Source organism: Streptomyces sp. NPDC107522 (genome assembly GCF_055657525.1).
On sequence record NZ_JBVKAU010000003.1, the window covers coordinates 76,057 to 101,878 of the forward strand.

General features: G+C 69.5%; 25 protein-coding genes and 2 pseudogenes. 5 read left to right on the plus strand and 22 right to left on the minus strand.

From position 1 onward, the window contains the following. Positions 1–17: 17 nt before the first annotated feature. The 4 genes and pseudogenes from ACZ7L6_RS10370 to ACZ7L6_RS10385 all read right to left on the minus strand — a co-directional run. Complete coding sequence (locus ACZ7L6_RS10370; protein WP_471921965.1) at positions 18–2,564, minus strand: ATP-binding protein; 2,547 nt, start codon at positions 2,562–2,564, stop codon at positions 18–20. 281 nt (positions 2,565–2,845) lie between these two features. Continuing rightward, positions 2,846–3,169 carry an STAS domain-containing protein gene (locus tag ACZ7L6_RS10375; RefSeq protein WP_030046661.1) on the minus strand — a complete coding sequence of 108 codons (324 nt, stop codon included), beginning with the start codon at positions 3,167–3,169 and terminating at the stop codon, positions 2,846–2,848. Positions 3,170–3,362: 193 nt separating this feature from the next. After that, the gene (locus ACZ7L6_RS10380) at positions 3,363–4,211 is read right to left on the minus strand and encodes a 3-hydroxyacyl-CoA dehydrogenase family protein (protein WP_471921967.1); all 849 of its coding nucleotides are present in this window, start codon (positions 4,209–4,211) and stop codon (positions 3,363–3,365) included. A gap of 137 nt (positions 4,212–4,348) precedes the next feature. Next, positions 4,349–4,783, minus strand: a pseudogene (locus tag ACZ7L6_RS10385) (TetR/AcrR family transcriptional regulator); the annotation flags it as partial. Positions 4,784–4,787: 4 nt separating this feature from the next. Between ACZ7L6_RS10385 and ACZ7L6_RS10390 the strand changes: the two are divergent. Then, a pseudogene (locus ACZ7L6_RS10390) lies at positions 4,788–5,294 on the plus strand (ABC transporter permease); the annotation flags it as partial. A gap of 13 nt (positions 5,295–5,307) precedes the next feature. Next, positions 5,308–5,880 (plus strand): cob(I)yrinic acid a,c-diamide adenosyltransferase, encoded by a 573-nt coding sequence (locus ACZ7L6_RS10395; protein ID WP_471921969.1) that lies wholly within the window; start codon positions 5,308–5,310, stop codon positions 5,878–5,880. Here ACZ7L6_RS10395 and ACZ7L6_RS10400 read toward each other — a convergent pair. Further along, positions 5,877–6,422, minus strand: coding sequence for a hypothetical protein (locus tag ACZ7L6_RS10400; RefSeq protein ID WP_471921971.1), 546 nt, complete (start codon positions 6,420–6,422; stop codon positions 5,877–5,879). The two genes, ACZ7L6_RS10395 and ACZ7L6_RS10400, sit on opposite strands and share 4 nt — an antisense overlap. A gap of 152 nt (positions 6,423–6,574) precedes the next feature. Here ACZ7L6_RS10400 and ACZ7L6_RS10405 point away from each other — a divergent pair, with 152 nt between their 5' ends. From ACZ7L6_RS10405 to ACZ7L6_RS10415, 3 genes are all read left to right on the plus strand, one after another. After that, positions 6,575–7,753 (plus strand): sensor histidine kinase, encoded by a 1,179-nt coding sequence (locus ACZ7L6_RS10405; RefSeq protein WP_471923349.1) that lies wholly within the window; start codon positions 6,575–6,577, stop codon positions 7,751–7,753. Then, complete coding sequence (locus ACZ7L6_RS10410; RefSeq protein WP_471921973.1) at positions 7,750–8,400, plus strand: response regulator; 651 nt, start codon at positions 7,750–7,752, stop codon at positions 8,398–8,400. Before ACZ7L6_RS10405 ends, ACZ7L6_RS10410 begins: the two co-directional genes overlap by 4 nt. Before the next feature lie 132 nt (positions 8,401–8,532). Further along, positions 8,533–10,356 (plus strand): glycosyl hydrolase family 18 protein, encoded by a 1,824-nt coding sequence (locus ACZ7L6_RS10415; protein WP_471921975.1) that lies wholly within the window; start codon positions 8,533–8,535, stop codon positions 10,354–10,356. A 28-nt stretch (positions 10,357–10,384) separates the two neighbouring features. On the opposite strand, the gene ACZ7L6_RS10420 is transcribed toward ACZ7L6_RS10415, so the two are convergent. From ACZ7L6_RS10420 to rpmE, 17 genes are all read right to left on the minus strand, one after another. Beyond that, positions 10,385–10,831 (minus strand): DUF2550 domain-containing protein, encoded by a 447-nt coding sequence (locus tag ACZ7L6_RS10420; RefSeq protein WP_398815302.1) that lies wholly within the window; start codon positions 10,829–10,831, stop codon positions 10,385–10,387. A 162-nt stretch (positions 10,832–10,993) separates the two neighbouring features. Next, entirely contained in the window at positions 10,994–11,368 is a 375-nt protein-coding gene (locus ACZ7L6_RS10425; RefSeq protein WP_433047777.1) for a F0F1 ATP synthase subunit epsilon, read from the minus strand. 130 nt (positions 11,369–11,498) lie between these two features. Next, the gene (gene atpD / locus ACZ7L6_RS10430; RefSeq protein ID WP_394726319.1) at positions 11,499–12,935 is read right to left on the minus strand and encodes a F0F1 ATP synthase subunit beta; all 1,437 of its coding nucleotides are present in this window, start codon (positions 12,933–12,935) and stop codon (positions 11,499–11,501) included. Beyond that, positions 12,936–13,853: a F0F1 ATP synthase subunit gamma gene (locus ACZ7L6_RS10435; protein WP_471921978.1), complete on the minus strand. Its 918-nt coding sequence runs from the start codon at positions 13,851–13,853 to the stop codon at positions 12,936–12,938. A gap of 21 nt (positions 13,854–13,874) precedes the next feature. Further along, on the minus strand, positions 13,875–15,476 hold the full coding sequence (gene atpA / locus ACZ7L6_RS10440; protein ID WP_471921980.1) for a F0F1 ATP synthase subunit alpha: 1,602 nt from the start codon (positions 15,474–15,476) through the stop codon (positions 13,875–13,877). Between the two features lie 124 nt (positions 15,477–15,600). Then, on the minus strand, positions 15,601–16,416 hold the full coding sequence (locus ACZ7L6_RS10445) for a F0F1 ATP synthase subunit delta (RefSeq protein WP_471921982.1): 816 nt from the start codon (positions 16,414–16,416) through the stop codon (positions 15,601–15,603). Continuing rightward, the gene (locus ACZ7L6_RS10450; RefSeq protein ID WP_471921984.1) at positions 16,413–16,961 is read right to left on the minus strand and encodes a F0F1 ATP synthase subunit B; all 549 of its coding nucleotides are present in this window, start codon (positions 16,959–16,961) and stop codon (positions 16,413–16,415) included. Before ACZ7L6_RS10450 ends, ACZ7L6_RS10445 begins: the two co-directional genes overlap by 4 nt. A 44-nt stretch (positions 16,962–17,005) precedes the next feature. Then, positions 17,006–17,245 (minus strand): ATP synthase subunit c family protein, encoded by a 240-nt coding sequence (locus ACZ7L6_RS10455; protein WP_383783703.1) that lies wholly within the window; start codon positions 17,243–17,245, stop codon positions 17,006–17,008. A 77-nt stretch (positions 17,246–17,322) separates the two neighbouring features. Next, positions 17,323–18,159, minus strand: coding sequence for a F0F1 ATP synthase subunit A (gene atpB / locus ACZ7L6_RS10460; protein WP_471923351.1), 837 nt, complete (start codon positions 18,157–18,159; stop codon positions 17,323–17,325). A gap of 210 nt (positions 18,160–18,369) precedes the next feature. Beyond that, the gene (locus ACZ7L6_RS10465) at positions 18,370–18,807 is read right to left on the minus strand and encodes a hypothetical protein (protein WP_471921986.1); all 438 of its coding nucleotides are present in this window, start codon (positions 18,805–18,807) and stop codon (positions 18,370–18,372) included. A gap of 298 nt (positions 18,808–19,105) precedes the next feature. Then, a complete protein-coding gene (locus ACZ7L6_RS10470; protein ID WP_471921988.1) occupies positions 19,106–20,458 on the minus strand; it encodes an MraY family glycosyltransferase in 1,353 nt (450 codons plus the stop codon). A 140-nt stretch (positions 20,459–20,598) separates the two neighbouring features. Next, positions 20,599–21,837, minus strand: a complete 1,239-nt coding sequence (locus tag ACZ7L6_RS10475) for a serine hydroxymethyltransferase (RefSeq protein ID WP_471921990.1) — start codon at positions 21,835–21,837, stop codon at positions 20,599–20,601. A gap of 72 nt (positions 21,838–21,909) precedes the next feature. Then, positions 21,910–22,590 carry an arsenate reductase/protein-tyrosine-phosphatase family protein gene (locus ACZ7L6_RS10480; protein ID WP_471921992.1) on the minus strand — a complete coding sequence of 227 codons (681 nt, stop codon included), beginning with the start codon at positions 22,588–22,590 and terminating at the stop codon, positions 21,910–21,912. After that, the gene (locus ACZ7L6_RS10485; RefSeq protein WP_471921994.1) at positions 22,587–23,234 is read right to left on the minus strand and encodes an L-threonylcarbamoyladenylate synthase; all 648 of its coding nucleotides are present in this window, start codon (positions 23,232–23,234) and stop codon (positions 22,587–22,589) included. Before ACZ7L6_RS10485 ends, ACZ7L6_RS10480 begins: the two co-directional genes overlap by 4 nt. A gap of 50 nt (positions 23,235–23,284) precedes the next feature. Continuing rightward, positions 23,285–24,124: a peptide chain release factor N(5)-glutamine methyltransferase gene (gene prmC / locus ACZ7L6_RS10490; RefSeq protein WP_471921997.1), complete on the minus strand. Its 840-nt coding sequence runs from the start codon at positions 24,122–24,124 to the stop codon at positions 23,285–23,287. Positions 24,125–24,213: 89 nt separating this feature from the next. After that, positions 24,214–25,290, minus strand: a complete 1,077-nt coding sequence (prfA, locus tag ACZ7L6_RS10495; RefSeq protein ID WP_471922000.1) for a peptide chain release factor 1 — start codon at positions 25,288–25,290, stop codon at positions 24,214–24,216. A 103-nt stretch (positions 25,291–25,393) separates the two neighbouring features. Beyond that, positions 25,394–25,618 (minus strand): 50S ribosomal protein L31, encoded by a 225-nt coding sequence (gene rpmE, locus ACZ7L6_RS10500; RefSeq protein WP_062155333.1) that lies wholly within the window; start codon positions 25,616–25,618, stop codon positions 25,394–25,396. Positions 25,619–25,822: the final 204 nt, after the last annotated feature.

The following is a 25,822-nucleotide window of genomic DNA, read 5'->3' on the forward strand; positions in this document are numbered from 1 at the left end:
GTGTGCGGAGCGGTGCGTCAGATCACGGCGTCCGAGCTGCTCGGTGAGCCTGCCCCGCTCGTCTCCGGTGCGCTGGCCGAGGTGCTCGCGGGGGCGCTGGAGGCGGGGCCGCTGGCCGAGTCCGAGGTCGTCGGTTCCGTTGTCGGCGGCTCCGTCGGCGTGGGCGGCGTGCTCTCGGTCGGCGTGGGCGTGGGCGACGGCGAGGTCGGTCGAGTCGTCGGACTCGTCGGCGGCCTGGACGTGGTCGGCGGCCTCGTCGTCGACGACGGCGGCTTCGTCGGAGAAGTCGTCGTACCGCCACCGGAACCCTGCGTGCCACTGGGGTCGTCCGACGGCCTCGCCGACTCCGTGGGCGTCGGGTCGTCCGACGTGCCCAGGGTGCCGTCGGGCCCCGGATCCGTGGGCCGGCTCGTGGCCGTACCCGTGTCGCCGGAGTTCTTCCCGTCGTCGCCCTCCGCCTTGTCGGCGCCGAGGCTGTCGTCGCCGATGCCCTGGCTCGCGGACGGGTTGACGCCGACCTGGGTGGACGGGTCGCCCGGATCGTTGTCGGAGGTCGCCCCGAGGGTCACCACCGTGCCGAGCACGGCGACGAGCAGCGCGCCCGCGCCGGCCGCGACCAGGTTGCGCCGCGCGAAGTTCCGGACGCCGCCGCGGCCCTTGTGCGAGGCCGCCGTGGACGACGACGAGGATGCTTGGTGGGTGACCAGCGTCGTGTTGTCCCCGCCCGGCGGGAAGGCGGTCGGCACACCTCCGGGCGGCGACTGCGACTCCTCGTACCGCGCGCCGGACACCTCCTCCCCCGCCGTGGCGGGGGAGGCGGCCACCCCGGGCGTCGTACCGGAGCGGTCCGAGACGAGCGCGAGGGCACGGCGTCCCGCCACCGTGCCGCGCTTGTCGGCGAGGGCGCCGCGCAGCCCGATGGAGGTCTCCAGCTCGGTACGGGCCCGGTCCAGCCGGCCGCCGCAGAGCGCGAGGACGCCCAACTCGTGGTGGAAGTAGGCCTGCTCGGTGACGTCACCGGCCAGCCGGGCGGCCTCGGCGCCCGCCCGCAGCGCCCGCTCCCAGGCGCTCCAGTGCAGCCCCGCGGCGAACGCGGGCGCGGCCGTACGGGCCAGCTGCACGGTCGGGCTCTCCTCGCCCTCGGCGGGCGGCGTCGTACCCGGCACGAGCACGCCCAGCGCGGCGAGCACGGCGTCCGCCTCGGCGCACACGCGCTCCGGTGTGACCGAGGGGTGCCCGGCCCACCAGGTGTAGTGCCGGGCGGCGCTGAGGGCGCTGTCCTGCACGTCCTCGGCGTATCCGGCGGCCTCCAGCTGGGCCTGGACGCCGGCGGCGAGCCGGTAGCGGGAGCCGACGGGTGAGACGAGCCCGCAGTCGGCGAGCTCGCCCAGCGCGGCGTCCGCGTGGGTGTCGCCGACCAGCGCGGGCAGATGCGCCTGGTGCGGCACCTCGCCGCCGAGCGCGACGGCGAACTTCAGGGTGGCGCGGGCCGAGGCGCTGAGCCGTGAGGCGAGCAGCGGGGCGGGCCCGGCGGCCTCGCCGAGCGACGGCAGAGGCACCTCCTCGCCGCCGGACTCGCTACCGGCCGGTACGTCGAAGGACTCGTCGGCCGGCGGCGCGTCCTCGAAGACCCCGTACTCGTCGACGGCGTCCGCCCCGGCCCGCAGCCGGTCCCGCTGCCGCAGCAGCGCCCCGGCCTGGACGAACCGCAGGGGCAGGCCCTCCGACTCGAACCACAGGTCGCCCGCCCAGTTCGACTCGTCCTCGGTGAGGACGCGGCCGACCTGACGCTCCAGGAGCTCCACGCTGTCGGCGCGGTCGAGACCGGCGAGGACGACGTCCTCGATGCCGGAATCGGCGGACGGCGCGGGTACGTCGGGGGTGGCGCCGATCAGGAAGGCGCACTCGGGGGTCGCGTCCAGCAGTTCGTCGAGCGCGGCGCCGCCGAACTCGATGTCGTCCAGGACGACGACGGCGCCGATCTCCCGGACGAAGGAGAGCAGTTCGTCCTGATCCGGGCGGTGCAGGGGCGCGCTGTGGACGGCGTAGAAGAGGTCGTACAGCAGGTCCTCGGGCGTGCGGTGGAAGCCGGTGAGGCGGACCACGCCGTCGGGGGCCAGGTCGGTGCAGTCCTCGGCGACGAGGTCGAGGAGGCTGGTGCGGCCGGCGCCCGGGGAGCCGACCAGGCGTACGGAGCGGCCGCGGGCGAGCATCCGTACCAGTTGCTCGCGCTCCTCCTGGCGGGCCAGCAGGGGCTGCGCGGGGCGGGTCGGGCCGGGCGGGACCGGCGGCCTGGCGGCGCGGTCGGCCTCGGCACGCTCGGCCGGGCTCAGCTTCTGCGGCCGCGCGGGACGCTCCCCCGGCGGGCAGACCTCGATCTCGCTGCCGTCGACGGGGTTGACGGTGAGCAGGTGGTCGCCCGAGACCAGTTGCACCGTGCGGGCGAGTGCGGGCGAGTGCTGTCCGAAGTCGGGTGTGAGGGGATCCCTGGGCGGGCGCTGGCGCGACGACTGGCCGCCGGCGTCATGGCCGTACTCCTCGGGTCCCCGGTTGTTCGGGTCCATAGGTTCTAGCCCCCCAAAAGCGTCGTGTGCTGAGGTTCCTGTCTCCGGTGACAGGACCCGGGCCCCTCCCGGCCTTTGCACACCGCGCTGTCGCTTCTGGTCCGGGCCCGCTCGAAGGGGTGTGACTAGTCGGCGGGCAGCCGAACCCTAAACCTTCGCACAGTATCTACGACAGGTCGGGGTACCGCGCCGCCCGAGACGTCACAGTCTCATGAGGATTGCGTGCGACGTGCGCTTCGCAGCCGGAACGCCCGACTGTCCCGCCCCACCCGTGCCGGGTGTCACACCCGGGGCAGTGACTCCACCCCGATGCCGCCTTCGATCGCCAGGATCCGGTGCAGCCGGGTGGCCACCAGCAGGCGCTGCATCTGCGGCGGTACGCCGCGCAGCACCAGGCGCCGGCCGCAGCGGCCGGCCCGCCGGTGGGCCCCCATGATCACCCCGAGTCCGGTGGCGTCCCAGGAGTCCAGCTCGGACAGGTCCAGCACCAGATCGCCGACTCCGTCGTCGACGGCCGAGTGCAGGACCGTACGGGCGTCCGCCGCGCTGCGGACGTCGAGGACGCCCCCGACGACCAGTTCGGCGTGGTCGCCCCTGATGTGCATATGCGCTCCCCAAGCGTGCGTTCGTGCTCCGCGATGCTTTGTCAGTGCCTGTGCTTGCTATGAGTCTTCGCTGTGGCCGGTGATGCAACCTCTGACTGCGTTGAGCGGTCAGAGGTTGCCGTCTGTAAGCGAACCGATACCGAATTCACCCCATCGCGTGACACGCCCGGGGACTGTGCGGTTTTACGGATGCTCAGTAGCTGTAAAAGCCTTGCCCGCTCTTGCGGCCGATGTCACCCGCGTCCACCATCCGGCGCATCAGCTCCGGCGGGGCGAACTTCTCGTCCTGGGACTCGGTGTAGATGTTGCTGGTGGCGTGCAGCAGGATGTCGACGCCCGTGAGGTCGGCCGTCGCGAGCGGGCCCATGGCGTGACCGAAGCCCAGCTTGCAGGCGAGGTCGATGTCCTCGGCGGTGGCGACGCCCGACTCGTAAAGCTTGGTGGCCTCGACGACGAGCGCCGAGATCAGCCGGGTGGTGACGAAGCCGGCCACGTCCCGGTTGACGACGATGCAGGTCTTGCCGACGGACTCGGCGAACTCCCGCGCGGTGGCGAGGGTTTCGTCGCTCGTCTTGTACCCGCGGACCAGCTCGACGAGCTGCATCATGGGCACCGGCGAGAAGAAGTGGACGCCGACGACCCGCTCGGGGTGCTCCGTCGCCGCCGCGATCTTGGTGATCGGGATCGCGGAGGTGTTGGAGGCGAGCACGGTGTCCTCGCGCACGATCTTGTCGAGCGTGCGGAAGATCTCGTGCTTGACCTCGAGCTTCTCGAAGACGGCCTCGACGACGACGTCCGCGTCGGCGGCGGCGTCCAGGTCGGTGGTCGCGGTGATACGGGCGAGAGCGGCGTCGGCGTCGTGCGCCTCCAGCTTGCCCTTGCTGACGAACTTGTCGTACGACGCCTTGATGCCGTCGGTGCCACGCTTGAGCGCTTCGTCGGTGACGTCACGCAGGACCACGTCCCAGCCCGCCTGCGCGGAGACCTGGGCGATCCCGGAACCCATCAAGCCGGCGCCGATGACGGCAAGCTTCCGTGCCACTGTTGCGACTCCCCTTTGAAACGCCTTACACCCTGTTTAGGTTGCCTCTTCGGCGGACCTTAGCGCTCGTGAGGGACGGTGTGACCGGTTAGTAACGCGAGTCACGTCTCATCTGACGGACATCACACCGGCACGGGTCATTCCGCGCCTCGGACGGCGTAGTTGAGCACCTTCTCGCTCAACAGCTCCTCGATGTCGTCGAGAAGCACCAGCACCTCTCGTGACACTTCGCCCGGATTGCGCCCCTTGAGCATCTCGCGGCCGACGGTGACGAAGACCGTCTGATGGGTCCAGGAGATCTGACCGGCGATCAGACCCGGCAGCGGGTCGCCGTCGGGCGCTCCGGTCTCCTCGCGCAGGGTGGCTTCGAGGTGGTCGTGGATCTCCTGCTGGAGGCTCCACAGCCGGGAGCGCAGGGGCGGCGCCTCGTGGATGACGCGCATGAAGCGGTCGTAGCCCTCCATGAGACCGAGCCGGGGCGAGACCGCCTCCACCTCCGCGCGCAGTTCGCGCAGCACGGCCCGGGCGGCCGACTCGCCCTCGTCCCGGGCGCGCACCCAGCGCGACAACTTGAAGGGGCAGGGAGTGGTGGAGCGGATGCGGGTCACTCCCGTCAGCCGCCTCGCCCTGCTGCTCGGCCGGGTGCTGCGCGACGCCACGGTGTTCGTCTTCCAGGCGGTGCTGCTGGTGCTGGCGGCGGTGGTGATGGGGCTGCGCGCCCCGCTCACCGGGGTACTGATCGGCTTCGGGTTCGTCGGTCTGCTCACCGTGTCGCTGGCCTCGCTGTCGTACGCGGTGGCGATGAAGGTCCGCACCCCGCAGGAGTTCGGGCCCCTGATCAACGCCGTGAGCATGCCGTCCATGCTGCTGTCGGGCCTGATGCTCCCGATGACCCTCGGGCCGGCCTGGCTGGACGTCCTCTCCCACTTCATGCCGTTCCGCTATCTGGTGGACGCGATGCGGGACGCGTACGTGGGCTCGTACGGCTCGGCCCCCATGCTGTACGGCGTCCTGGTCGCCGTCGCTCTCACCGCACTGGCCGTGACGGTGGGCACACGGGTCTTCCGGACGGCCGGAGCGTAACTACGCTGGCCACATGGTCAATCTGACGCGCATCTACACCAGGACCGGCGACCAGGGCACCACCGCCCTCGGCGACATGAGCCGGGTCGCCAAGACCGATCTGCGGATCTCCGCGTACGCGGACGCCAACGAGGCGAACGCCGTGATCGGCACGGCGATCGCGCTGGGGAACCTGGACAAGGAGATCGTCAAGGTCCTCACCCGCGTGCAGAACGACCTGTTCGACGTGGGTGCGGACCTGTCGACGCCAGTGGTGGAGAACCCGGAGTTCCCGCCGCTGAGGGTCGAGCAGTTCTACATCGACAAGCTGGAGGCGGACTGCGACCGCTTCAACGAGCAGCTGGAGAAGCTGCGGTCCTTCATCCTGCCGGGCGGCACACCGGGAGCGGCCCTCCTCCACCAGGCCTGCACGGTCGTACGCCGCGCCGAGCGCTCCACGTGGGCGGCCCTTGAGGTCCACGGCGAGGTGATGAACCCGCTGACCGCGACCTACCTCAACCGGCTGTCGGACCTGCTGTTCATCCTGGCCCGCACGGCCAACAAGGACGTCGGCGATGTGCTCTGGGTGCCCGGCGGGGAGCGTTAGGGCAGCTTGGCGGGCTCCCGCTTCGGGAACAGCGTGTAGCTCCCGGCGATGACCACGTTGATGCCGATCACCCACAGCATGCGCTGCTGCCACGCCCGCAGCGAGTCGGTCTCGCCGTCGCCGCCGACGTACCAGACCGCGGCCTGGAGCAGGGCCATGGCGACCACCGCCGCGAGGATCCAGCGGCCCGCGACCCTCCATTCGTGGACGGCGCGGGCCGTGCCGTACTTCGGCGGCCGGACCGGCGGCGGACCGCCCGCGAAACGGTGGGCGACACGGGCGTCGGCCCACTTGATCGTGGAGTGGCCCAGGCCCACGGTGAAGCCGATGTAGACGGCGGCGAGGCCGTGCTTCCAGTCGGGCTCCGCGCCGTTCTTGAGATCGATCGCCGTGACGGTGAACAGCACGACCTCCAGCAGCGGTTCGCACAGCAGCAGCGCGAGACCCACCCGCGGCATCCGGAACACGTACCGGAAGGCCAGTCCCGCCGCGAGCAGCACCCAGAAGGCCACCTCGCACGCGACGATCAGTCCGACGATCACAACTCGCTCCTCTCGATCCTCCTTCCAGGCTCTCGTCGGGACCGGCGGGTTTCGTCGTCGGCGGTGACGAAGTGGCGGTACATCGAAAGATGCAGTCCAGGACCCTTCGCGAGCATCAAGCGGTGAGCGTCCGGCCCGTGTTGGATGGGGACATGGCCGTACGACTGCCCCGCCCGCACCGCTTCGACGTCTGCGTCGCCGTCGCCGGGCTGCTCTGCGGCATCCTGTTCTGGGCGCTCGGACTGAATCTGAACCCGGGCCGGGTTCTGCCGGGGGCCTGGGTGCTGCTGCCCCTCGTCGTGATGGCCTCGCTGGAACTGCTGCGCAGGACCAGACCCCAGCCCGCTGTCGTCCTCGGCACCGTCATGCTGGTCCTCGACCAGTTCACGGTCAGCAGCATCGCCACGATCACGATGTACACGGATCTCATGTACGCGGCCGCCCTGTACGGCACCCCCGCCGCCGCCCGCCGCCTGCCCATCAGCACGGGCCTGGTCACCGCGGGTGTGACGATCGGGTTCCTCGTCTGGTGGCGGGCGCCCGAGGCGCTGCTGATCGGATTCCTGACCGGTGTGGTCTCCTTCGCCCCGGCAGCGACCGGCGCGCTCGTCCGCTACCACCGCGATGCCGCCGAGACGGCCCGGCTACGGGCCGAGCAGACCGCGCTGCTCGCCGAGATGGACCGCACGCAGGCCGTCGGCGCCGAGCGGGCCCGGATGGCCCGCGAGCTGCACGACATGGTCGCCAACCATCTCTCCGCCATCGCCATCCACTCCACCGCCGCGCTCTCCCTCGACGACCCGCAGACCTCCCGGGACGCCCTTACCGTCATTCGGGAGAACAGCGTCGAGGGACTGTCCGAGATGCGCCGCCTGATCGGCATCCTGCGCGACAGCAGCGGTGACCTGGAACCTGCCGCCGCCCCGACGCTCGAAGGGCTCGGTTCCCTGGTCGAGGGCGCCCGCAACAACGGCCTGGACGTCACCCTCGACAGCGAGTACGGCAGGCTGCCCGCCCCCGTCGAGCTCGCCGCCTACCGCATCGTCCAGGAGTGCCTCACCAACGCCCTCAAGCACGCCTGCCCCGGCCGGGTCACCGTGGCCCTCGCCCAGCGGGACGGCTCCCTCACCGTCGCCGTGACCAGCCCCTTCGGCGACCGCGACGGGCCGCGCGCCCCCGGCTCGGGCGCCGGGCTGGTCGGGATGCGGGAGCGCGTCGCGCTGCTGGGCGGCGACTTCGAGGCCGGCCCCGCCCAGGACCCGGACTCGGGCGACGGCAAGATCTGGGTCGTACGCGCCACGCTCCCCGTGACCGAAGGAGACAGAGAATGATCCGCGTCCTGGTCGCCGAGGACCAGTCCGCCGTCCGCGCCGGGCTGGTCCTCATCCTGCGCAGCGCGCCCGACATCGAGGTGGTCGGCGAGGCGGCGGACGGCGAGCAGGCGGTCGCCATGGCCCGCGAGCTGCGGCCCGACCTGGTGCTGATGGACATTCAGATGCCGCGCCTGGACGGGGTCTCGGCGACCCGGCAGGTGGTCGCCGAGCGGCTGGCCGACGTCCTCGTGCTCACCACCTTCGACCTCGACGAGTACGTGTTCGGGGCGCTGCGGGCCGGGGCCGCGGGGTTCCTGCTGAAGAACACGGAGGCGAAGGACCTGATCGAGGCCGTGCGGACGGTGGCACGCGGGGAGGGCCTGATCGCCCCGGCCGTCACCCGGCGCCTGATCGCCGAGTTCGCCGCGAAGCCCGTGCGGGAGCCGACGGCCGACCCGTCCGTGCTGGACGCCCTCACGCGCCGCGAGCGCGAGGTGCTGTCCTGCCTCGGCGAAGGCCTGTCCAACGCCGACATCGCGACCCGGCTCGACATGGCCGAGGCGACGGTGAAGACGCACGTCAGCCGGTTGCTGGGGAAGCTGGAGCTGCGCAGCCGGGTCCAAGCGGCGGTTCTGGCGCAGGAGTTGGGGATCCAGGGGGCATGACAGAACCCTCAAAAGGGCTAGTGGTCCAGACCTATTGACCCGTGGTCCAGACCTTTCTATTCTCACCGCACCATGAGTGCGGCATGAGGCTCAGTCATGCCTGCCCCTGACTCCCCAACAAGGAGGCGCAGCATGCGCTTCAGACACAGAGCCGCGGCAGGGTTCGCGACCCTGTTGCTCCCGCTGGCCGGTCTCGTCGGCCTGGCGAGCCCCGCCGAGGCCGCGACGTCCGCCACCGCGACCTACACCAAGACCCAGGACTGGGGCTCCGGCTTCGAGGGCAAGTGGACGGTGAAGAACACCGGCACCACGAGCATCGGCTCCTGGACCGTCGAGTGGGACTTCCCCTCCGGCACGTCCGTCACCTCCGCCTGGGACGCCGACGTCACCTCGTCGGGCACCCACTGGACCGCCAGGAACAAGTCCTGGAACGGCACCCTCGCCCCCGGCGCCTCCGTCACCTTCGGCTTCAACGGCACCGGCTCCGGCTCCCCCGCGAACTGCAAGCTCAACGGCGGCAGCTGCGACGGCGGCAGCGTCCCCGGCGACAACCCGCCCTCCGCCCCCGGCACGCCCAGCGCCTCCGACATCACCAACACCTCGGTGAAGCTGACCTGGTCGGCCGCCACCGACGACAAGGGCGTCAAGAACTACGACGTCCTGCGCGACGGCACCAAGGTAGCCACGGTGACGACCACGTCGTACAACGACACCGGCCTGACCGCCGGCACCGACTACTCCTACACCGTCCAGGCCCGTGACACCGCCGACCAGACCGGCCCGGTCAGCGGCGCCCGCGCGGTGCGCACCACCGGCGGCACCACGGAACCGCCGCCGACCGGCGACAAGGTCAAGCTCGGCTACTTCACCGAGTGGGGCGTCTACGGCCGCAACTACCACGTAAAGAACCTGGTGACCTCGGGCTCCGCCTCGAAGATCACGCACATCAACTACGCGTTCGGCAACGTCAAGAACGGTCAGTGCACCGTCGACGACACCTACGCCGCCTACGACAAGGCCTACACCGCCGACCAGTCCGTCAGCGGCACCGCCGACACCTGGGACCAGCCGCTGCGCGGCAACTTCAACCAGCTGCGCCAGCTGAAGGCCAAGTACCCGCACATCAAGGTGCTGTACTCGTTCGGCGGCTGGACCTACTCCGGCGGCTTCGGCCAGGCCGCGGCCAACGCCGCAGCCTTCGCCAAGTCCTGCAAGGCCGTCGTGGAGGACCCGCGCTGGGCCGACGTCTTCGACGGCATCGACATCGACTGGGAGTACCCGAACGCCTGCGGCCTGACCTGTGACACCTCCGGCGCGGCGGCCTTCAAGAACCTCTCCCAGGCACTGCGTGCCGAGTTCGGCTCGAACTACCTGATCACCGCCGCCATCACCGCCGACGCCTCGTCCGGCGGCAAGATCGACGCGGCCGACTACGGCGGCGCCGCGCAGTACCTCGACTGGTACAACGTGATGACCTACGACTACTTCGGCGCCTGGGACAAGACCGGCCCGACCGCCCCGCACTCGCCGCTCACGTCGTACACCGGCATCCCGAAGGAGGGCTTCAACTCGGCGGCCGCGATCGCCAAGCTCAAGGCCAAGGGCGTCCCAGCGAGCAAGCTGCTGCTCGGCATCGGCTTCTACGGCCGCGGCTGGACCGGCGTCACCCAGTCCGCCCCCGGCGGCACCGCCACGGGTCCGGCGACCGGCACCTACGAGGCGGGCATCGAGGACTACAAGGTCCTCAAGACGTCCTGCCCGGCCACCGGCACGGTCGCGGGCACCGCGTACGCGCACTGCGGCAGCAACTGGTGGTCGTACGACACTCCCTCGACGATCGCCGGGAAGATGAGCTGGGCCAAGAACCAGGGGCTCGGCGGCGCGTTCTTCTGGGAGTTCAGCGGTGACAGCAGCAACGGCGAGCTGGTGAGCGCCATCAACAGCGGGCTGTCGTAAGGAGTTACCCGAAAGGGGTCACTGGCCCCTAGGCAACGTTGACGCGCTGACCGGGCGGGGCTGCTTCCAGCCACGCGAGGAAACCGGTCAGCGCGTCTTCGCTCATGGCGAGTTCCAGGCGCGTGCCCCGGTGCAGACAGACGAGGATGACGGCGTCGGAGAGCAGCGCCAGCTCCTCCTCGCCGTCCGGGACACGGCGGCCGGCCACCTCGATCGACGCGCGCTCCAGGATGCGGCGCGGGCGGTAGGCGTAGGAGAAGACGCGGTACCACTCGATGCGGTCGCCGTTGTAACGGGCGACGCCGTAGCTCCAGCCCTTGCCGCTGGGGTCGGGTTTCTCCGGCACGTCCCAGCGCAGGGAACAGTCGAAGGTGCCGCCGGAGCGCTGGATGAGCCTGCGGCGCAGGCCGAAGACGAACAGCCCCAGCACCACGAGGGCGACAACGATTCCGCACACAGTCAGAGCGAGGACCATCGACACCGACCTCCTCGTCTCCTAGGTAACGGAACGGAAAAAACTTCCATATCTGCCTCAGCCGCGACCGGCACCGGATTGCTCCGGTCCCAGCCGCGGCTGAGTGACGTCATCGCGTGCGCTCCCCCCGAGCCTAAAGGGCCCGGGCGGTACCCCCAGGGGTCAGCGCGCCGTCGCCGCCCGCAGTCGTACGTCCGCGCGACGCTCGGCGGCGGCGTCGCCCTCCGCCTTCGCGCGCTCGAGCTCGCGCTCCGCGCGCTGGACGTCGATCTCGTCCGACAGCTCGGCGATCTCGGCCAGCAGCGACAGCTTGTTGTCGGCGAACGAGATGAAACCGCCGTGCACCGCGGCGATGACGGTCCCACCGTCACTCGTACGGATGGTCACCGGGCCCGACTCCAGCACACCGAGCAGCGGCTGGTGACCGGGCATGACGCCGATGTCGCCGGACGTGGTGCGCGCGACGACCAGGGTGGCCTGGCCCGACCAGACCTCACGGTCGGCGGCGACCAGCGCGACGTGCAGCTCAGCAGCCAAGGTGGCTCCTCGGGTCACCACCCGGCGGTTGTGCCGGGTGTTGGTTACAAGTCTAGTAGGCGTGACGAGGGGGGCGGGACGTGCCCCGCCCCCCTCATCAAGAGCTCAATGGCTCACGAAGACCGGTGCGTCAGGAGACGCCCAGCTCCTTCGCGTTCTTCTTGAGGTCCTCGAGACCACCGCACATGAAGAACGCCTGCTCCGGGAAGTGGTCGAACTCACCGTCGCAGATCGCGTTGAACGCGGTGATCGACTCGTCCAGCGGCACGTCCGAGCCGTCCACACCGGTGAACTGCTTGGCGACGTGCGTGTTCTGGGACAGGAAGCGCTCGACGCGGCGGGCACGCTGGACGACCAGCTTGTCCTCCTCGCTGAGCTCGTCGATACCGAGGATCGCGATGATGTCCTGGAGGTCCTTGTACTTCTGCAGGATCCCCTTGACGCGCATCGCGGTGTTGTAGTGGTCCTGCGCGATGTAGCGCGGGTCCAGGATCCGGGACGTGGAGTCCAGCGGGTCCACGGCCGGGTAGATGCCCTTCTCGGAGATCGGACGGGACAGAACCGTCGTCGCGTCGAGGTGGGCGAAGGTGGTGGCCGGGGCCGGGTCGGTCAGGTCGTCCGCGGGGACGTAGATCGCCTGCATCGAGGTGATCGAGTGACCACGGGTCGAGGTGATGCGCTCCTGGAGGAGACCCATCTCGTCGGCCAGGTTCGGCTGGTAACCCACCGCGGAGGGCATACGGCCGAGCAGGGTCGACACCTCGGAACCGGCCTGCGTGAAGCGGAAGATGTTGTCGATGAAGAACAGCACGTCCTGCTTCTGCACATCGCGGAAGTACTCCGCCATGGTCAGACCGGCGAGGGCCACGCGCAGACGGGTGCCCGGGGGCTCGTCCATCTGACCGAAGACCAGCGCGGTCTTGTCGATGACGCCCGACTCGCTCATCTCGTCGATGAGGTCGTTGCCCTCACGGGTGCGCTCACCGACACCGGCGAACACCGACACACCGTCGTGGTTGTTGGCGACGCGGTAGATCATCTCCTGGATGAGCACCGTCTTGCCGACGCCGGCGCCGCCGAACAGACCGATCTTGCCGCCCTTGACGTACGGGGTCAGCAGGTCGATGACCTTGACGCCGGTCTCGAACATCTCGGTCTTCGACTCGAGCTCGTCGAAGTTCGGGGCCTTGCGGTGGATGGACCAGCGCTCGCCCTCGTACTGCTCGTCGACGTTCAGCACCTCACCGAGGGTGTTGAACACCTTGCCCTTGGTGAAGTCGCCGACCGGGACGGTGATGCCGTCGCCGGTGTCGGTGACCGGGGCCTGGCGGACCAGACCGTCGGTGGGCTGCATGGAGATGGTGCGGACCAGGCCGTCACCCAGGTGCTGGGCGACCTCCAGGGTCAGCGTCTTCTTCTCGCCGGCGTTGGCCGGGTCGGCCACCTCGACGTGAAGGGCGTTGTAGATGTCCGGCATCGCGTCGACGGGGAACTCCACGTCGACGACCGGGCCGATGACCCGGGCGACGCGGCCCGTAGCCGTCGCGGTCTCAACAGTGGTGGTCATTTATCGGTCACTCCCCGCGGTCGCGTCGGCCAGGGCGCTGGCGCCACCGACGATCTCGCTGATTTCCTGGGTGATTTCGGCCTGGCGGGCCGCGTTGGCAAGACGGGAGAGCGTGTTGATCAGCTCGCCCGCGTTGTCGGTGGCCGACTTCATCGCGCGCCGCGTGGCGGCGTGCTTGGAGGCGGCCGACTGGAGCAGCGCGTTGTAGATACGGCTTTCCACGTAGCGCGGCAGCAGGGCGTCGAGGACGTCCTCCGCCGACGGCTCGAAGTCGTACAGCGGAAGGATCTCGCCCTTGGTGTGCGACTCCTCCGCGACCTCTTCGAGGCTGAGCGGCAGCAGACGTGCATCCAGCGCCTGCTGGGTCATCATCGACACGAACTCGGTGTAGACGATGTGGAGCTCGTCCACGCCGCCCTCGGCCGTCGCCGTCTCGATGGCCTCGATCAGCGGGGCCGCGACCTTCTTGGCGTCCGCGTACGTGGGCTCGTCGGTGAAGCCGCTCCACGACTCCGCGATCTTGCGCTCACGGAAGTTGTAGTGGGCGACACCGCGCCGGCCGACGATGTAGACGTCGACCTGCTTGCCCTCGCGCTCCAGGCGCTCGGTCAGCTGCTCCGCCGCCTTGATGGCGTTGGAGTTGAAGGCGCCGGCAAGGCCACGGTCGCTCGTGAGGAGCAGCACCGCGGACCGCGTGACCGTGTCGGCCTGCGTGGTCAGCGGGTGCTTGGTGTTCGAGCCGGTGCCGACCGCCGTGACCGCGCGGGTGAGCTCGGTCGCGTACGGCGTGGAGGCCGCCACCTTGCGCTGCGCCTTGACGACGCGCGAGGCGGCGATCATCTCCATCGCCTTCGTGATCTTCTTGGTCGCGGTGACGGATCGGATGCGACGCTTGTAGACCCGGAGCTGGGCTCCCATGAGTCAGGTCCCTTCCTTACGTCACTTGGAGGCGCTGGTCGCCTTCGGGCCGGCCTCTTCGCCGAGCAGCTTGCCGTCCGAGGTCTCGAACTGCTTCTTGAACTCGGCGATGGCGTCGGCGACGGCGGTGAGCGTGTCGTCCGACATCTTGCCGCCCTCCTTGATGGAGGTCATGAGGCCCTGCTCCTTGCGGTGCAGGTACTCAAGCAGCTCCTTCTCGAAGCGGCGGATGTCGGCGACCGGCACGTCGTCCATCTTGCCGGTGGTGCCGGCCCAGACGGAGACGACCTGGTCCTCGGTGGACATCGGCTCGTACTGCGCCTGCTTCAGCAGTTCGACCATGCGCTGACCGCGCTCCAGCTGCGCCTTCGACGCGGCGTCCAGGTCGGAACCGAAGGCGGCGAACGCCTCCAGCTCACGGAACTGGGCGAGGTCCACGCGGAGACGACCCGAGACCTGCTTCATCGCCTTGTGCTGCGCGGAACCACCGACTCGGGAGACGGAGATACCGACGTTCAGCGCGGGGCGCTGACCGGCGTTGAACAGGTCCGACTCCAGGAAGCACTGGCCGTCGGTGATGGAGATGACGTTGGTCGGGATGAACGCCGAGACGTCGTTGGCCTTGGTCTCGACGATCGGCAGACCGGTCATCGAGCCGGCGCCCATGTCGTCGGAGAGCTTGGCGCAGCGCTCCAGCAGGCGGGAGTGCAGGTAGAAGACGTCACCCGGGTAGGCCTCACGGCCCGGCGGGCGGCGCAGCAGCAGGGACACGGCGCGGTAGGCGTCGGCCTGCTTCGAGAGGTCGTCGAAGATGATGAGGACGTGCTTGCCCTCGTACATCCACTGCTGACCGATGGCCGAACCGGTGTACGGCGCCAGGTACTTGAAGCCGGCCGGGTCGGACGCCGGGGCGGCGACGATGGTCGTGTACTCCAGCGCGCCGTTCTCCTCCAGCGCGCGGCGGACCGACGCGATGGTGGAGCCCTTCTGGCCGATGGCGACGTAGATGCAGCGGACCTGCTTGTTCGGGTCGCCGGTGCGCCAGTTGTCGCGCTGGTTGATGATCGTGTCGACGGCCAGGGCGGTCTTGCCGGTCTGGCGGTCACCGATGATCAGCTGACGCTGGCCACGGCCGATCGGGGTCATCGCGTCGACGGCCTTGTAGCCGGTCTCCATCGGCTCGTGCACCGACTTGCGCTGCATGACCGTGGGGGCCTGCAGCTCGAGGGCGCGGCGGCCGGACGTCTCGATCTCGCCGAGGCCGTCGATCGGGTTGCCGAGCGGGTCGACGACGCGGCCGAGGTAGCCCTCGCCCACCGCGACGGAGAGAACCTCACCGGTGCGCTGCACCGGCTGACCCTCCTCGATGCCGCTGAACTCACCGAGGACGATGGCACCGATCTCGCGCTCCTCGAGGTTGAGGGCGAGGCCGAGGGTGCCGTCCTCGAACTTCAGCAGTTCGTTGGCCATGGCCGAGGGCAGACCCTCGACCTTCGCGATGCCGTCGCCGGCAAGGGTGACCGTACCGACCTCCTCGCGCGAGGCCGCGTCCGGCTTGTACGACTGGACGAAGGTCTCCAGTGCGTCCCGGATCTCCTCCGGCCGGATCGTGAGCTCCGCCATCTGGGTTCCCTGCTCTCCTTGTTGGGCCCGAAGTTTCACTTTGGGGGTCTGGGGGCGACCCCCAGGAATCCTCTGCACGGCCCAACATGGGCCGTCGTAAGTACGTACTGCTATTAAGTTGCCGCTAGCTCGCCAGTCGGCGGCCGGCGTCCTCGATACGGTCCGCGAGGGAGCCGTTGATGACCTCGTCGCCGACCTGCACCCGGATACCGCCGACGACCTCGGGGTCCACGTCCAGGTTGAGGTGCATCTTGCGGCCGTAGAGCTTCGCGAGGGCGGCGCCCAGGCGCTGCTTCTGTACGTCGCTCAGCGGCACCGCCGAGGTGACGACGGCGACCATGCGGTCCCGGCGCTCGGCGGCGAGCTTGGACAGGGACTCCAGTCCCGACTCCAGGCTACGTCCACGCGGCGCGGTCACAAGACGCGTCACCAGACGCTCGGTGGTCGCCTTGGCCCGGCCGCCGAGCAGGCTGCCCAGCAGCTCGCTCTTGGCCGCCTTGGACGCGGCGCGGTTGGTCAGCGCGGAGCGCAGCTCGGTGCTCGAAGAGACGATCCGGCCGAACCGGAACAGCTCGTCCTCGACGTCGTCGAGCGTGCCCGCCTTCTGCGCGGCGGTGAGGTCGGCGGTGTCCGCCAGCTCCTCCAGCGCGTCCACCAGGTCGCGCGACTGCGACCAGCGGGAGCGCACCATGCCGGCCAGCAGATCGGCGGTCTCCCCGCCGACCTGGCCACCGAGCAGGCGCTGGGCCAGCTCGGCCTTGGCCTCACCGGCCTGCGCCGGGTCGGTCAGGACCCGACGCAGCGACACCTCGCGGTCGAGCAGCGCGGTGACGGCGGCCAGCTCGTCGGCGAGCTTGGCCGCGTCGACGGACGTGTTGTCCGTCAGCGCGTCGAGACGCTCACGTGCGGCTGCCAGGGCCTCGCGGCTCGCTCCGTTCATCGTCCGGCCTCGGCCTTCTCCTCGAGCTCGTCGAGGAAGCGGTCGATGACGCGGCTCTGCCGGGCGTGGTCCTCGAGGGACTCGCCGACGAGCTTGCCGGCCAGGTCGGTGGCGAGCTTGCCGACGTCCTGGCGCAGCGCGGACGCGGCGGCCTTGCGGTCGGCCTCGATCTGGGCGTGACCGGCGGCGACGATCTCCTCACGCTGCCGCTGGCCTTCCGCACGCATCTCGGCGATGAGCGCGGCGCCCTGCTCCTGCGCCTCCTGGCGCAGACGCGCGGCCTCGTGCCGGGCCTCGGCGAGCTGGGCCTTGTACTGCTCCAGAACGCTCTGGGCCTCGGTCTGAGCGGCCTCGGCCTTCTCGATACCGCCCTCGATGGCCTCGCGACGCTCGTCCAGAACCTTGTTGATGTTCGGGAGCAGCTTCTTGGCGAGGAAGCCGAAGACGATGACGAAGGCGAGCAGGCCAATGACGAGCTCAGGAATCGGCGGGATGAGAGGGTTCTCGGCCTCCCCCTCAGCCGCCAGGATGAGCAGCTGGCTCATGTCGTTGCCTTTCGTCTGGGTTGCTTGTCGTCAGCCTGAAGTGATCAGGAGCCGTAGACGAACGGCATAACCAGACCGATCAGGGCGAGCGCCTCACAGAAGGCGAAGCCGAGGATCTGGTTGGCGCGGATCAGACCGGCGGCCTCGGGCTGACGGGCCAGGGCCTGGGTGCCGTTACCGAAGATGATGCCGACGCCGACGCCGGGGCCGATGGCGGCGAGACCGTAGCCGATGGAGCCGAGGGCCTTCAGGTCACCGGAGACAGCGGCGAGAGTCTGGGACATGCCAGTTCTTCCTTCTCTTTCAAGGACCGGTGGGGGTTGGCCACCGGACGTCTGAGGGGGTTGTGAGTGGCGGGTGCTCAGTGGTGCTCGGCGAGCGCGCCCTGGATGAAGGTGCAGGTCAGGAGTACGAAGACGTACGCCTGAAGGGCCTGGACGAAGAGCTCGAAGGCCGTCATCACGATGACCATGATGAACGAGACACCCGCGTAGGCGATCCCGATGCCGTTGAGCAGGTACCAGCTGGCGATCGTGAAGAGGAGGAGCAGGGTGTGACCGGCGAACATGTTCGCGAAGAGTCGCACCGCGTGCGTGAAGGGACGGACGATCAGGTTCGAGAAGAACTCGATGACCATCGCCAGCGGAAGAACCGGGCCGAGCTCCTTGTTGTAGCCCGTGAAGTTCTTGAACGCACCGACGAAACCGTGCCGCTTGAAGGTCAGGGACACCCACAGGATGTAGACGATCCCTGCGAGCACTGCCGGGTAGGCAATGATCGACGTGACCGGGAACTGAGCGACCGGAACGATCGACCAGAGGTTCATCATCCAGATGAAGAAGAAGAGCGAGACGACGAGCGGTACGTACTTCTCGCCTTCCTTCTTGCCGATGGTCTCGTAGACGACGCCACGGCGGATGAAGTCGTAACCCGCCTCCGCGACCATCTGGAACTTGCCCGGGACGACCTTCGGCTTGCGGAAGGCGGCCCAGAAGAAGCCGATGACGATGATCGAGCCGAGCAGCGCCAGCAGCATCGTCTTGTTGAAGTAGACGGCGTCGTCCTGGTGGCCCCAGATGGGCTCGAACAGGAACGAGTGCAGGCCGGGAGCCGGGAAGCCACAGCCGTCGAAGATGTGGCAGTCGGTCTCGAAGGCGAGCACCTGCGTCGGGTCAGCACTCACCGCGGGCTCCTTCAGCGTGGCGCATGGGTACGGCAACCTCGTTGTGTCGGCGCGGCGTGCAGCCGCGGTTCGGCACTGGACTGGTGTTTCGAATGTGGGGGCGGCGGTTCGGCGTCGAGCCTCGCGATGGAACAGGCGTCAGCTCGGATGCCCGCGCCCGCAGTGCCGCAGTTGGCACCGGACGATAGCAGCTTGCCGAACGCGTCTTTATCCCGGCCCTACCCCTCACGACGACGGGCCCGTTTTCTCGGGCTTGCTGCCCTGAGCGGAGTCCGGTTCGACGTACAGGATCTTGGATTTCATATGGGCGACCGTCTGCGAGCCGATCCACGCGAGGGTGGTGGCGACGAGCGTGATCGCGAATGCCTTCGGGTTGAACAGCGACGTGTTCTTGAAAGCGGCGAGGAAAACGAACAGCAGCAGGATCTGCGCCGCGTAGAGCATCAGGCCCATCGCCTGGAACAGGTGCGGAAGCGATTTGGCAGTGCGCTGGAGCACAAGAAGGCCGATGCCCATGAACAGGATCGTCACCACGGCGGCCACGACGGCCCCGATCGCCCCCTCGCCGCCGGCAACCACGCCACTGACGACGGCGGCAATCGCGCCGACGGCGGCTGTGGGCACAGCGGCCTGAAGCAGGATCCGGGCGTCATTGGACGGCATGGCGGCAACTCCGCTTTCACAGGGGGCAGGGTGTCGTCATGGACGAGCGTAGTCCCGGGCTGAGAGAGAACCTCACGCCAATGGACCGTCGCACTGCGGCCCTTCGGCTCTATCCGGGGGGTTCTCGTGAACCGTATCACAAACTATTTGATGAGGTCTTTACCTGTCGGGTGTGCCAGCCGTCACACATGAGAGTGACAGTGCGCGTCTGTGCAGTTCCGCGGTCGACTTGTCTGGTATTGGGGCGCTTCGCACCCCCATCGCACTGCCACGGTTTGGCAATGCTCTAGTCAGATTCTTACCTTGACCGTGTCCTTACCAGCCGCGAACGGGCCCCGATCGCGGTCGCTCCGTTGACATGCGGGACCCCGGCGGCGACCGGCGTGCGCACCTCCTCCTCGGAGCAGGTCCCGGCCGGGGCGTCCGCCGGTGTCTCGGCGGACGCCGTCTGCGGCGTCGTGGCCGCGGGCTCGGCGACGACCCGGCCGCGGCGGTAGCGCGGCGGTACGAAGGCCTCGGCCCAGCGCGGGGCGCGCGGTGTGAAGCGCGGGAGCAGGAGCAGGACCAGGCCGATCGCGCTGAGGAAGACCACGCCGAGCACGATCCACATCGATGCCGAGTTGACCGAGTAGGCGAGCGCACCGAAGGCGATCAGGGCCGACCAGAAGTACATGATCAGCACCGCACGGCTGTGGGAGTGGCCGATCTCCAGGAGGCGGTGGTGCAGGTGGCCGCGGTCGGCGGCGAACGGGGACTGCCCGCGCCAGGTGCGGCGCACGATCGCCAGCACCAGGTCGGCGGCCGGGATCGCGATGATCGTCAGGGGCAGCAGGAGCGGGATGTAGACCGGCACCGTCTGGTGCACGGCCTCCCTCTCGGACTGGGCGAACACCTTCAACGCATCCGGGTCGACCTGGCCGGTGATGGAGATGGCGCCCGCCGCCAGCACCAGGCCGATCAGCATCGAGCCCGAGTCGCCCATGAAGATCCGCGCCGGGTGCATGTTGTGCGGCAGGAAGCCCAGGCACATGCCCATCAGGATCGCCGCGAACAACGTGGCCGGGGCGGCGGCCTCGATGCCGTACGAGACCCAAACGCGGTAGGCGTAGAGGAAGAACGCGGCCGACGCGATGCACACCATGCCGGCCGCGAGCCCGTCCAGGCCGTCGACGAAGTTGACCGCGTTGATGGTGATGACGACCAGCGCAACCGTCAGCAGGGTGCCCTGCCACTGGGTCAGCGCCACGTTGCCGACGCCCGGGATGGGCAGCCACAGGATCGTCAGCCCCTGCATGACCATGACGCCGGCGGCGATCATCTGGCCGCCCAGCTTGATCAGGGCGTCGATCTCGAACTTGTCGTCCAGGACGCCGATCAGCCAGATGAGCGCCGCTCCGGAGAGCAGCGCCCGCGGTTCGTTGGAGTTCTCGAAGACCGCACTGAGGTTGGTGAGATGGTCGGCGACCAGCAGGCCCGCGCACAGGCCGAAGAACATCGCGATCCCGCCGAGCCGCGGAGTGGGCTCCCGGTGCACGTCGCGTGCCCGGATCTCCGGCATCGCTCCCGCCACGATCGCGAATTTCCGTACCGGCCCTGTCAGCAGATACGTCACCGCGGCCGTGATGCAGAGCGTCAGCAGGTATTCACGCACGGGCTTCCCCACAAGTCTCGCCGGCCATCTCAGCCCCACACCCTAGCGACGGACACATACGCGACGCATATGTGTGGGGACTTCCGGGTAGCGACGATGGTTGCACGCGTGGCTGTGCATGCGAGTGCGCCTACCCCGCCTCAGCCGGGATACGGCGGAAATCTACCGGCCAGCTCCCGCACTTCTTCACGCGCCTTCTGGCTTTCGGTATCCGCTCGCAGTACCCGCGCCAGCAGGCCGGCCAGCCAGGCCATCTCCTCCTCCCGCATGCCCTGGGTGGTCACGGCCGCCGTGCCGAGGCGCAGGCCGCGGGCGTCGCCGTGCGGCAGCGCGCAGCAGTCCAGCACGATCCCTGCCGCCGCGAGCCGGCCGCGCGCGTCCCGGCCGTCGACGCCGAGCGGTGCCGGGTCGGCGGTGATGAGGTGGGTGTCGGTGCCGCCCGTGGTGACGACCAGCCCCTCCGCGGCCAGCCCGGCGGCCAGGACCCTCGCATTGGCGACCACCTGATGGGCGTACGCGGTGAACGCCGGTGTTGCCGCCTCGCCGAACGCGACGGCCTTGGCGGCGATGGTGTGCATCTGCGCGCCGCCCTGGGTGAACGGGAAGACGGCACGGTCGACGCGCTCGGCGAGGTCCGCGCCGCACAGGATCATGCCGCCGCGCGGTCCCCGCAGCACCTTGTGCGTGGTCGCGCAGACGACGTCGGCGTACGGCACCGGACTCGGCGCCGCTCCCCCGGCGACGAGCCCCATCGGGTGGGCGGCGTCCGCGATGAGGTACGCGCCGACCTCGTCGGCGACCTCACGGAAGAATGCGTAGTCGATGTGGCGGGGGTAGGCGATGGACCCGCACACGATCGCCTTGGGCCGGTGCGTGTGGGCGAGGGTGCGCACCTGGTCGTGGTCGATGAGGCCGGTCTCCGCGTCGACGCCGTAGGGGACGAAGTCGAACCAGCGGCCGGAGAAGTTGGTGGGCGAGCCGTGCGTGAGGTGTCCGCCGTACGGCAGCCCGAGGGCGAGCACGGTGTCGCCGGGCCGCAGCAGGGCGGCGTACGCGGCGAGCACGGCCGAGGAACCGGAGTGGGACTGCACGTTGGCGTGCTCGGCCCCGAACAGCAGCTTGGCCCGCTCCACGGCGAGCCGCTCGGCGACGTCGACCATCTCGCATCCGCCGTGGTACCGGGCGCCCGGATAGCCCTCCGCGTACTTGTTGGCGAGCGGCGACCCGAGAGCCGCGAGCACGGCCGGTGACGTGAAGTTCTCGGCGGCGATGAGCTGGAGCGTCGTCGACTGCCGGTCGAGCTCCCCGAGCAGGATGTCGGCGAGCTGCGGGTCCTGGCGGCGCAGGACGTCGGCCTCGATGGCAGGGGTGACCGTCATGGTGGGCTCCGGGCGTGCGTCGACGGTGACGTACGTCCAATGTAGGCCCGGTACGTCAGGGGCGCCCGGTTGTTACGCCTTTGCAGGTACCCCTGTGAGCGCGGTGACCACAGGATCCAGCGCCTCGTGTATCTCGTCCCCCACCGACCGGAAGAACGTCAGCGGCGCCCCGTACGGGTCGTACACCTCGTCCGCCTCCGCCGTCGGCGCGAGCAGCCACCCGCGTAGAGCCGCCGCAGCGCGCACCAGCGCACGCGCGCGTGTGACCACTCCGTCGTCCAGGGGCGGCAGCGTCGCGGGGTCTATCGCCTTCACCAGGCGGGTGAACTCCTTGAGGGTGAAGGTGCGCAGGCCCGCCGAGTGCCCCATCGAGATGACCTGGGCGCGGTGGTCGCGGGTGGCCGTCAGGACCAGGTCGGCGCGGATGACGTGCTCGTCGAGGAGCTCCCGGCCGACGAAGCCGGAGGCGTCCGCGCCGAAGTCGGCGAGGACGGTCTCCGCGTTGGCCTCCATGGGCGCGCCCTCGTGGCCCCAGGTGCCCGCGCTCTCCACGATCAGCCCGCCGCCGAGCACACCGAGCCGCTGGGCCACGAAATGACGGGTCAGCCGCTCGGTGATGGGTGAGCGGCACACATTGCCGGTGCTGACGTGGAGGATGCGGAAGCTGTCGCGCGGGAGCCCGACGAAGGTGGTCGTGATCTCCGCGGCATGTTCCGCGTTGCCTATGCCACGCCCCGCCTCAGGGGCTGTCAATTCGCCACCTCGAGGTCGGGTACGACCTTCCGCAGCTCGTCCGCGGAGAGGGCGCCCTCACGCAGCAGCAGCGGGACCTCGCGGGTGACGTCGACGATCGAGGACGGCACGTTCCCCGGGGTCGGGCCGCCGTCGAGGTAGACGGACACCGAGTCGCCGAGCATCTCCTGCGCGGCGTCACAGTCCTCCGGCGCCGGGTGCCCGGTCAGGTTCGCCGAGGACACGGCCATCGGGCCGACCTCGGTGAGCAGCTCGATGGCGACCGGGTGCAGTGGCATGCGCACGGCAACCGTGCCCCGGGTGTCGCCCAGGTCCCACTGCAGGGACGGCTGGTGCTTGGCGACGAGCGTCAGGGCGCCCGGCCAGAACGCGTCCACCAGCTCCCAGGCCAGCTCGGAGAAGTCGGTGACGAGACCATGGAGCGTGTTCGGGGACCCGATCAGCACTGGGGTCGGCATGTTGCGGCCCCGCCCCTTGGCCTCCAGCAGGTCGCCGACGGCCTCCTTGGAGAACGCGTCGGCGCCGATGCCGTACACCGTGTCGGTCGGGAGGACCACGAGCTCACCCCGGCGGACGGCGGACGCGGCTTCGCGCAGACCCGTCGTGCGGTCGGTCGCGTCGTTGGTGTCGTATCGCCGTGCCATCTAGCGGGCCTCCTCGTACACGTACTGCGGGGATGAAGTTCTGCGGCTGGTCACGGCAGCGCCTTGCGGGCGGTCGCGAACCGGGGGCGGTTGTTGAGGTCGGGGTGGTCTGCCGCGTCGGCCCAGCCCCGCTCCTCGGTGAAGATCCACGGCACCTGGCCGCCCTGGGTGTCGGCGTGCTCGATGACGACGACGCCGCCGGGGCGCAGCAGGCGGTGTGCGGTCCGTTCCAGACCGCGGATGAGGTCGAGGCCGTCCTCGCCCGAGAACAGGGCGAGTTCGGGGTCGTAGTCCCGCGCCTCGGGAGCGACGTACTCCCATTCGGTGAGCGGGATGTAGGGCGGGTTGGAGATGACCAGGTCGACCTGGCCGTCGAGGTCGGGGAACGCGTCGAGGGCGTTGCCCTGACGCAGGTCCACCCGCGACCCCGCCACGTTCTTCCGCGTCCACGCCAGGGCGTCCTCGGACAGCTCCACGGCGTGCACGCGGGAGCGCGGGACCTCCTGGGCGAGGGCGAGCGCGATGGCGCCGGAGCCGGTGCACAGGTCGACGATGCAGGGCTCGACGACGTCCATCGCGCGCACGGCGTCTATGGCCCACCCGACGACCGACTCGGTCTCGGGGCGGGGCACGAAGACGCCGGGCCCGACTTGGAGTTCGAGATAGCGGAAGTAGGCCCGCCCGGTGATGTGCTGCAGCGGCTCGCGCTGTTCACGCCGGGCGATGACCTCCCAGTACCGGGCGTCGAAGTCCGCGTCCTTCACGGAGTGCAGCTCGCCCCGCTTCACGCCGTGCACGAACGCGGCGAGCTCCTCCGCGTCGGTGCGCGGTGAGGGCACGCCGGCATCGGCCAGCCGCTGGGTGGCCTGTGCCACCTCCGCGAGCAGCACGCTGCGGGGGCTTTGGGGTCGCCCCCCAAAAGATTGCTGCACGCAAGTCCTCCGTGTCGTACTCGTCCGTGCGTACGTCCCTTACGTCGTTACGCGGCCGCCAGCTTCGCCGCCGAGTCCGCGTCGACGCAGGCCTGGATCACCGCGTCGAGGTCGCCGTCCAGGACCTGGTCCAGGTTGTACGCCTTGAAGCCCACGCGGTGGTCCGAGATGCGATTCTCCGGGAAGTTGTAGGTGCGGATCTTCTCGGAGCGGTCGACGGTGCGGACCTGGCTGCGGCGGGCGTCCGCGGCCTCCTTCTCCGCCTCCTCCTGCGCCGCGGCGAGCAGCCTGGAGCGCAGGATACGCATCGCCTGCTCCTTGTTCTGCAGCTGGCTCTTCTCGTTCTGGCAGGAGGCGACGACTCCGGTCGGAATGTGCGTGATGCGCACGGCGGAGTCGGTGGTGTTGACGGACTGACCGCCCGGGCCGGACGACCGGTACACGTCGATGCGCAGGTCGTTCGGGTTGATCTCGACGTCGATCTCCTCGGCCTCCGGCGTGACCAGCACACCGGCCGCGGAGGTGTGGATGCGGCCCTGGGACTCGGTCGCGGGCACGCGCTGCACGCGGTGCACACCACCCTCGTACTTCAGCCGCGCCCACACGCCCTGTCCGGGCTCGGTCGCGCCCTGGCCGCCCTTGGTCTTCACCGCGACCTGGACGTCCTTGTAGCCGCCGAGCTCGGACTCGGTGGCGTCGATGATCTCGGTCTTCCAGCCGACGCGCTCGGCGTAGCGCAGGTACATGCGCAGCAGGTCGCCCGCGAAGAGCGCGGACTCGTCGCCACCGGCGCCCGCCTTGATCTCCAGAATGACGTCCTTGTCGTCACTCGGGTCGCGCGGGACGAGCAGCAGGCGCAGCTTCTCGGTCAGCTCCTCGCGCTGCTTCTCCAGCTCCTTGACCTCGGCGGCGAACTCCGGGTCGTCGGCGCCGAGTTCACGCGCGGTCTCGATGTCGTCGCCGGTCTGCTTCCAGGAGCGGTACGTGGCGACGATCGGGGTGAGCTCGGCGTAGCGCTTGTTCAGCTTGCGCGCGTTGGCCTGGTCGGAGTGGACCGACGGGTCGGCGAGCTTCTTCTCCAGGTCGGCGTGCTCGGCGACGAGTTCCTCGACGGCCTCGAACATCTTGGGCTCCTGTGTGTACGGGGGTGAAGTGGGCGGCGACCAAAAACGCCGGTCCCGGCGCGCCTGGACAGGGCGCGGCCGTGGACCGGCGAATTGGAGCTCGCTACTTCTTGGAGCCGGCAGCAGCCTTGCCGAAGCGGGCCTCGAAGCGGGCCACACGGCCACCGGTGTCGAGGATCTTCTGCTTGCCCGTGTAGAACGGGTGGCACTCGGAGCAGACCTCGGCACGGATGGTGCCGCTGGTGATCGTGCTACGGGTGGTGAACGACGCGCCACAGGTGCAGCTGACCTGCGTCTCGACGTACTCGGGGTGGATGTCGCGCTTCAAGGTGTCTCCTATGTTTCGGGAGGGCGCCGGGTCGCTGCCGCGGGGTGCGGGAGCGTGAACCGGAGCCGACGTACCAGTCTGCCAGGACTGGGGCCATCCCCCAAAACCGGGGGTTGCTGTCGAGTATTCCCCGCGGGCCGGGGGTGGGTTCGCGGAAGAGATTGACTCTTGATCGCCGTGGTCGTCTGCGGGTGGTTCGTGGCT

Coding starts and splice junctions, on each gene's coding strand:
- prfA (WP_471922000.1), bottom strand. CDS start 25,290: ATGTTCGAGGCCGTCGAGGAACTCGTCGCCGAGCACGCCGACCTGGAG.
- ACZ7L6_RS10450 (WP_471921984.1), bottom strand. CDS start 16,961: ATGAGCCAGCTGCTCATCCTGGCGGCTGAGGGGGAGGCCGAGAACCCT.
- ACZ7L6_RS10465 (WP_471921986.1), bottom strand. CDS start 18,807: ATGCCGTCCAATGACGCCCGGATCCTGCTTCAGGCCGCTGTGCCCACA.
- ACZ7L6_RS10445 (WP_471921982.1), bottom strand. CDS start 16,416: ATGAACGGAGCGAGCCGCGAGGCCCTGGCAGCCGCACGTGAGCGTCTC.
- ACZ7L6_RS10475 (WP_471921990.1), bottom strand. CDS start 21,837: ATGACGGTCACCCCTGCCATCGAGGCCGACGTCCTGCGCCGCCAGGAC.
- ACZ7L6_RS10485 (WP_471921994.1), bottom strand. CDS start 23,234: ATGGCACGGCGATACGACACCAACGACGCGACCGACCGCACGACGGGT.
- ACZ7L6_RS10410 (WP_471921973.1), top strand. CDS start 7,750: ATGATCCGCGTCCTGGTCGCCGAGGACCAGTCCGCCGTCCGCGCCGGG.
- ACZ7L6_RS10420 (WP_398815302.1), bottom strand. CDS start 10,831: ATGGTCCTCGCTCTGACTGTGTGCGGAATCGTTGTCGCCCTCGTGGTG.
- ACZ7L6_RS10370 (WP_471921965.1), bottom strand. CDS start 2,564: ATGGACCCGAACAACCGGGGACCCGAGGAGTACGGCCATGACGCCGGC.
- ACZ7L6_RS10375 (WP_030046661.1), bottom strand. CDS start 3,169: ATGCACATCAGGGGCGACCACGCCGAACTGGTCGTCGGGGGCGTCCTC.
- ACZ7L6_RS10455 (WP_383783703.1), bottom strand. CDS start 17,245: ATGTCCCAGACTCTCGCCGCTGTCTCCGGTGACCTGAAGGCCCTCGGC.
- ACZ7L6_RS10415 (WP_471921975.1), top strand. CDS start 8,533: ATGCGCTTCAGACACAGAGCCGCGGCAGGGTTCGCGACCCTGTTGCTC.
- atpA (WP_471921980.1), bottom strand. CDS start 15,476: ATGGCGGAGCTCACGATCCGGCCGGAGGAGATCCGGGACGCACTGGAG.
- atpD (WP_394726319.1), bottom strand. CDS start 12,935: ATGACCACCACTGTTGAGACCGCGACGGCTACGGGCCGCGTCGCCCGG.
- ACZ7L6_RS10405 (WP_471923349.1), top strand. CDS start 6,575: ATGGCCGTACGACTGCCCCGCCCGCACCGCTTCGACGTCTGCGTCGCC.
- ACZ7L6_RS10435 (WP_471921978.1), bottom strand. CDS start 13,853: ATGGGAGCCCAGCTCCGGGTCTACAAGCGTCGCATCCGATCCGTCACC.
- ACZ7L6_RS10395 (WP_471921969.1), top strand. CDS start 5,308: ATGGTCAATCTGACGCGCATCTACACCAGGACCGGCGACCAGGGCACC.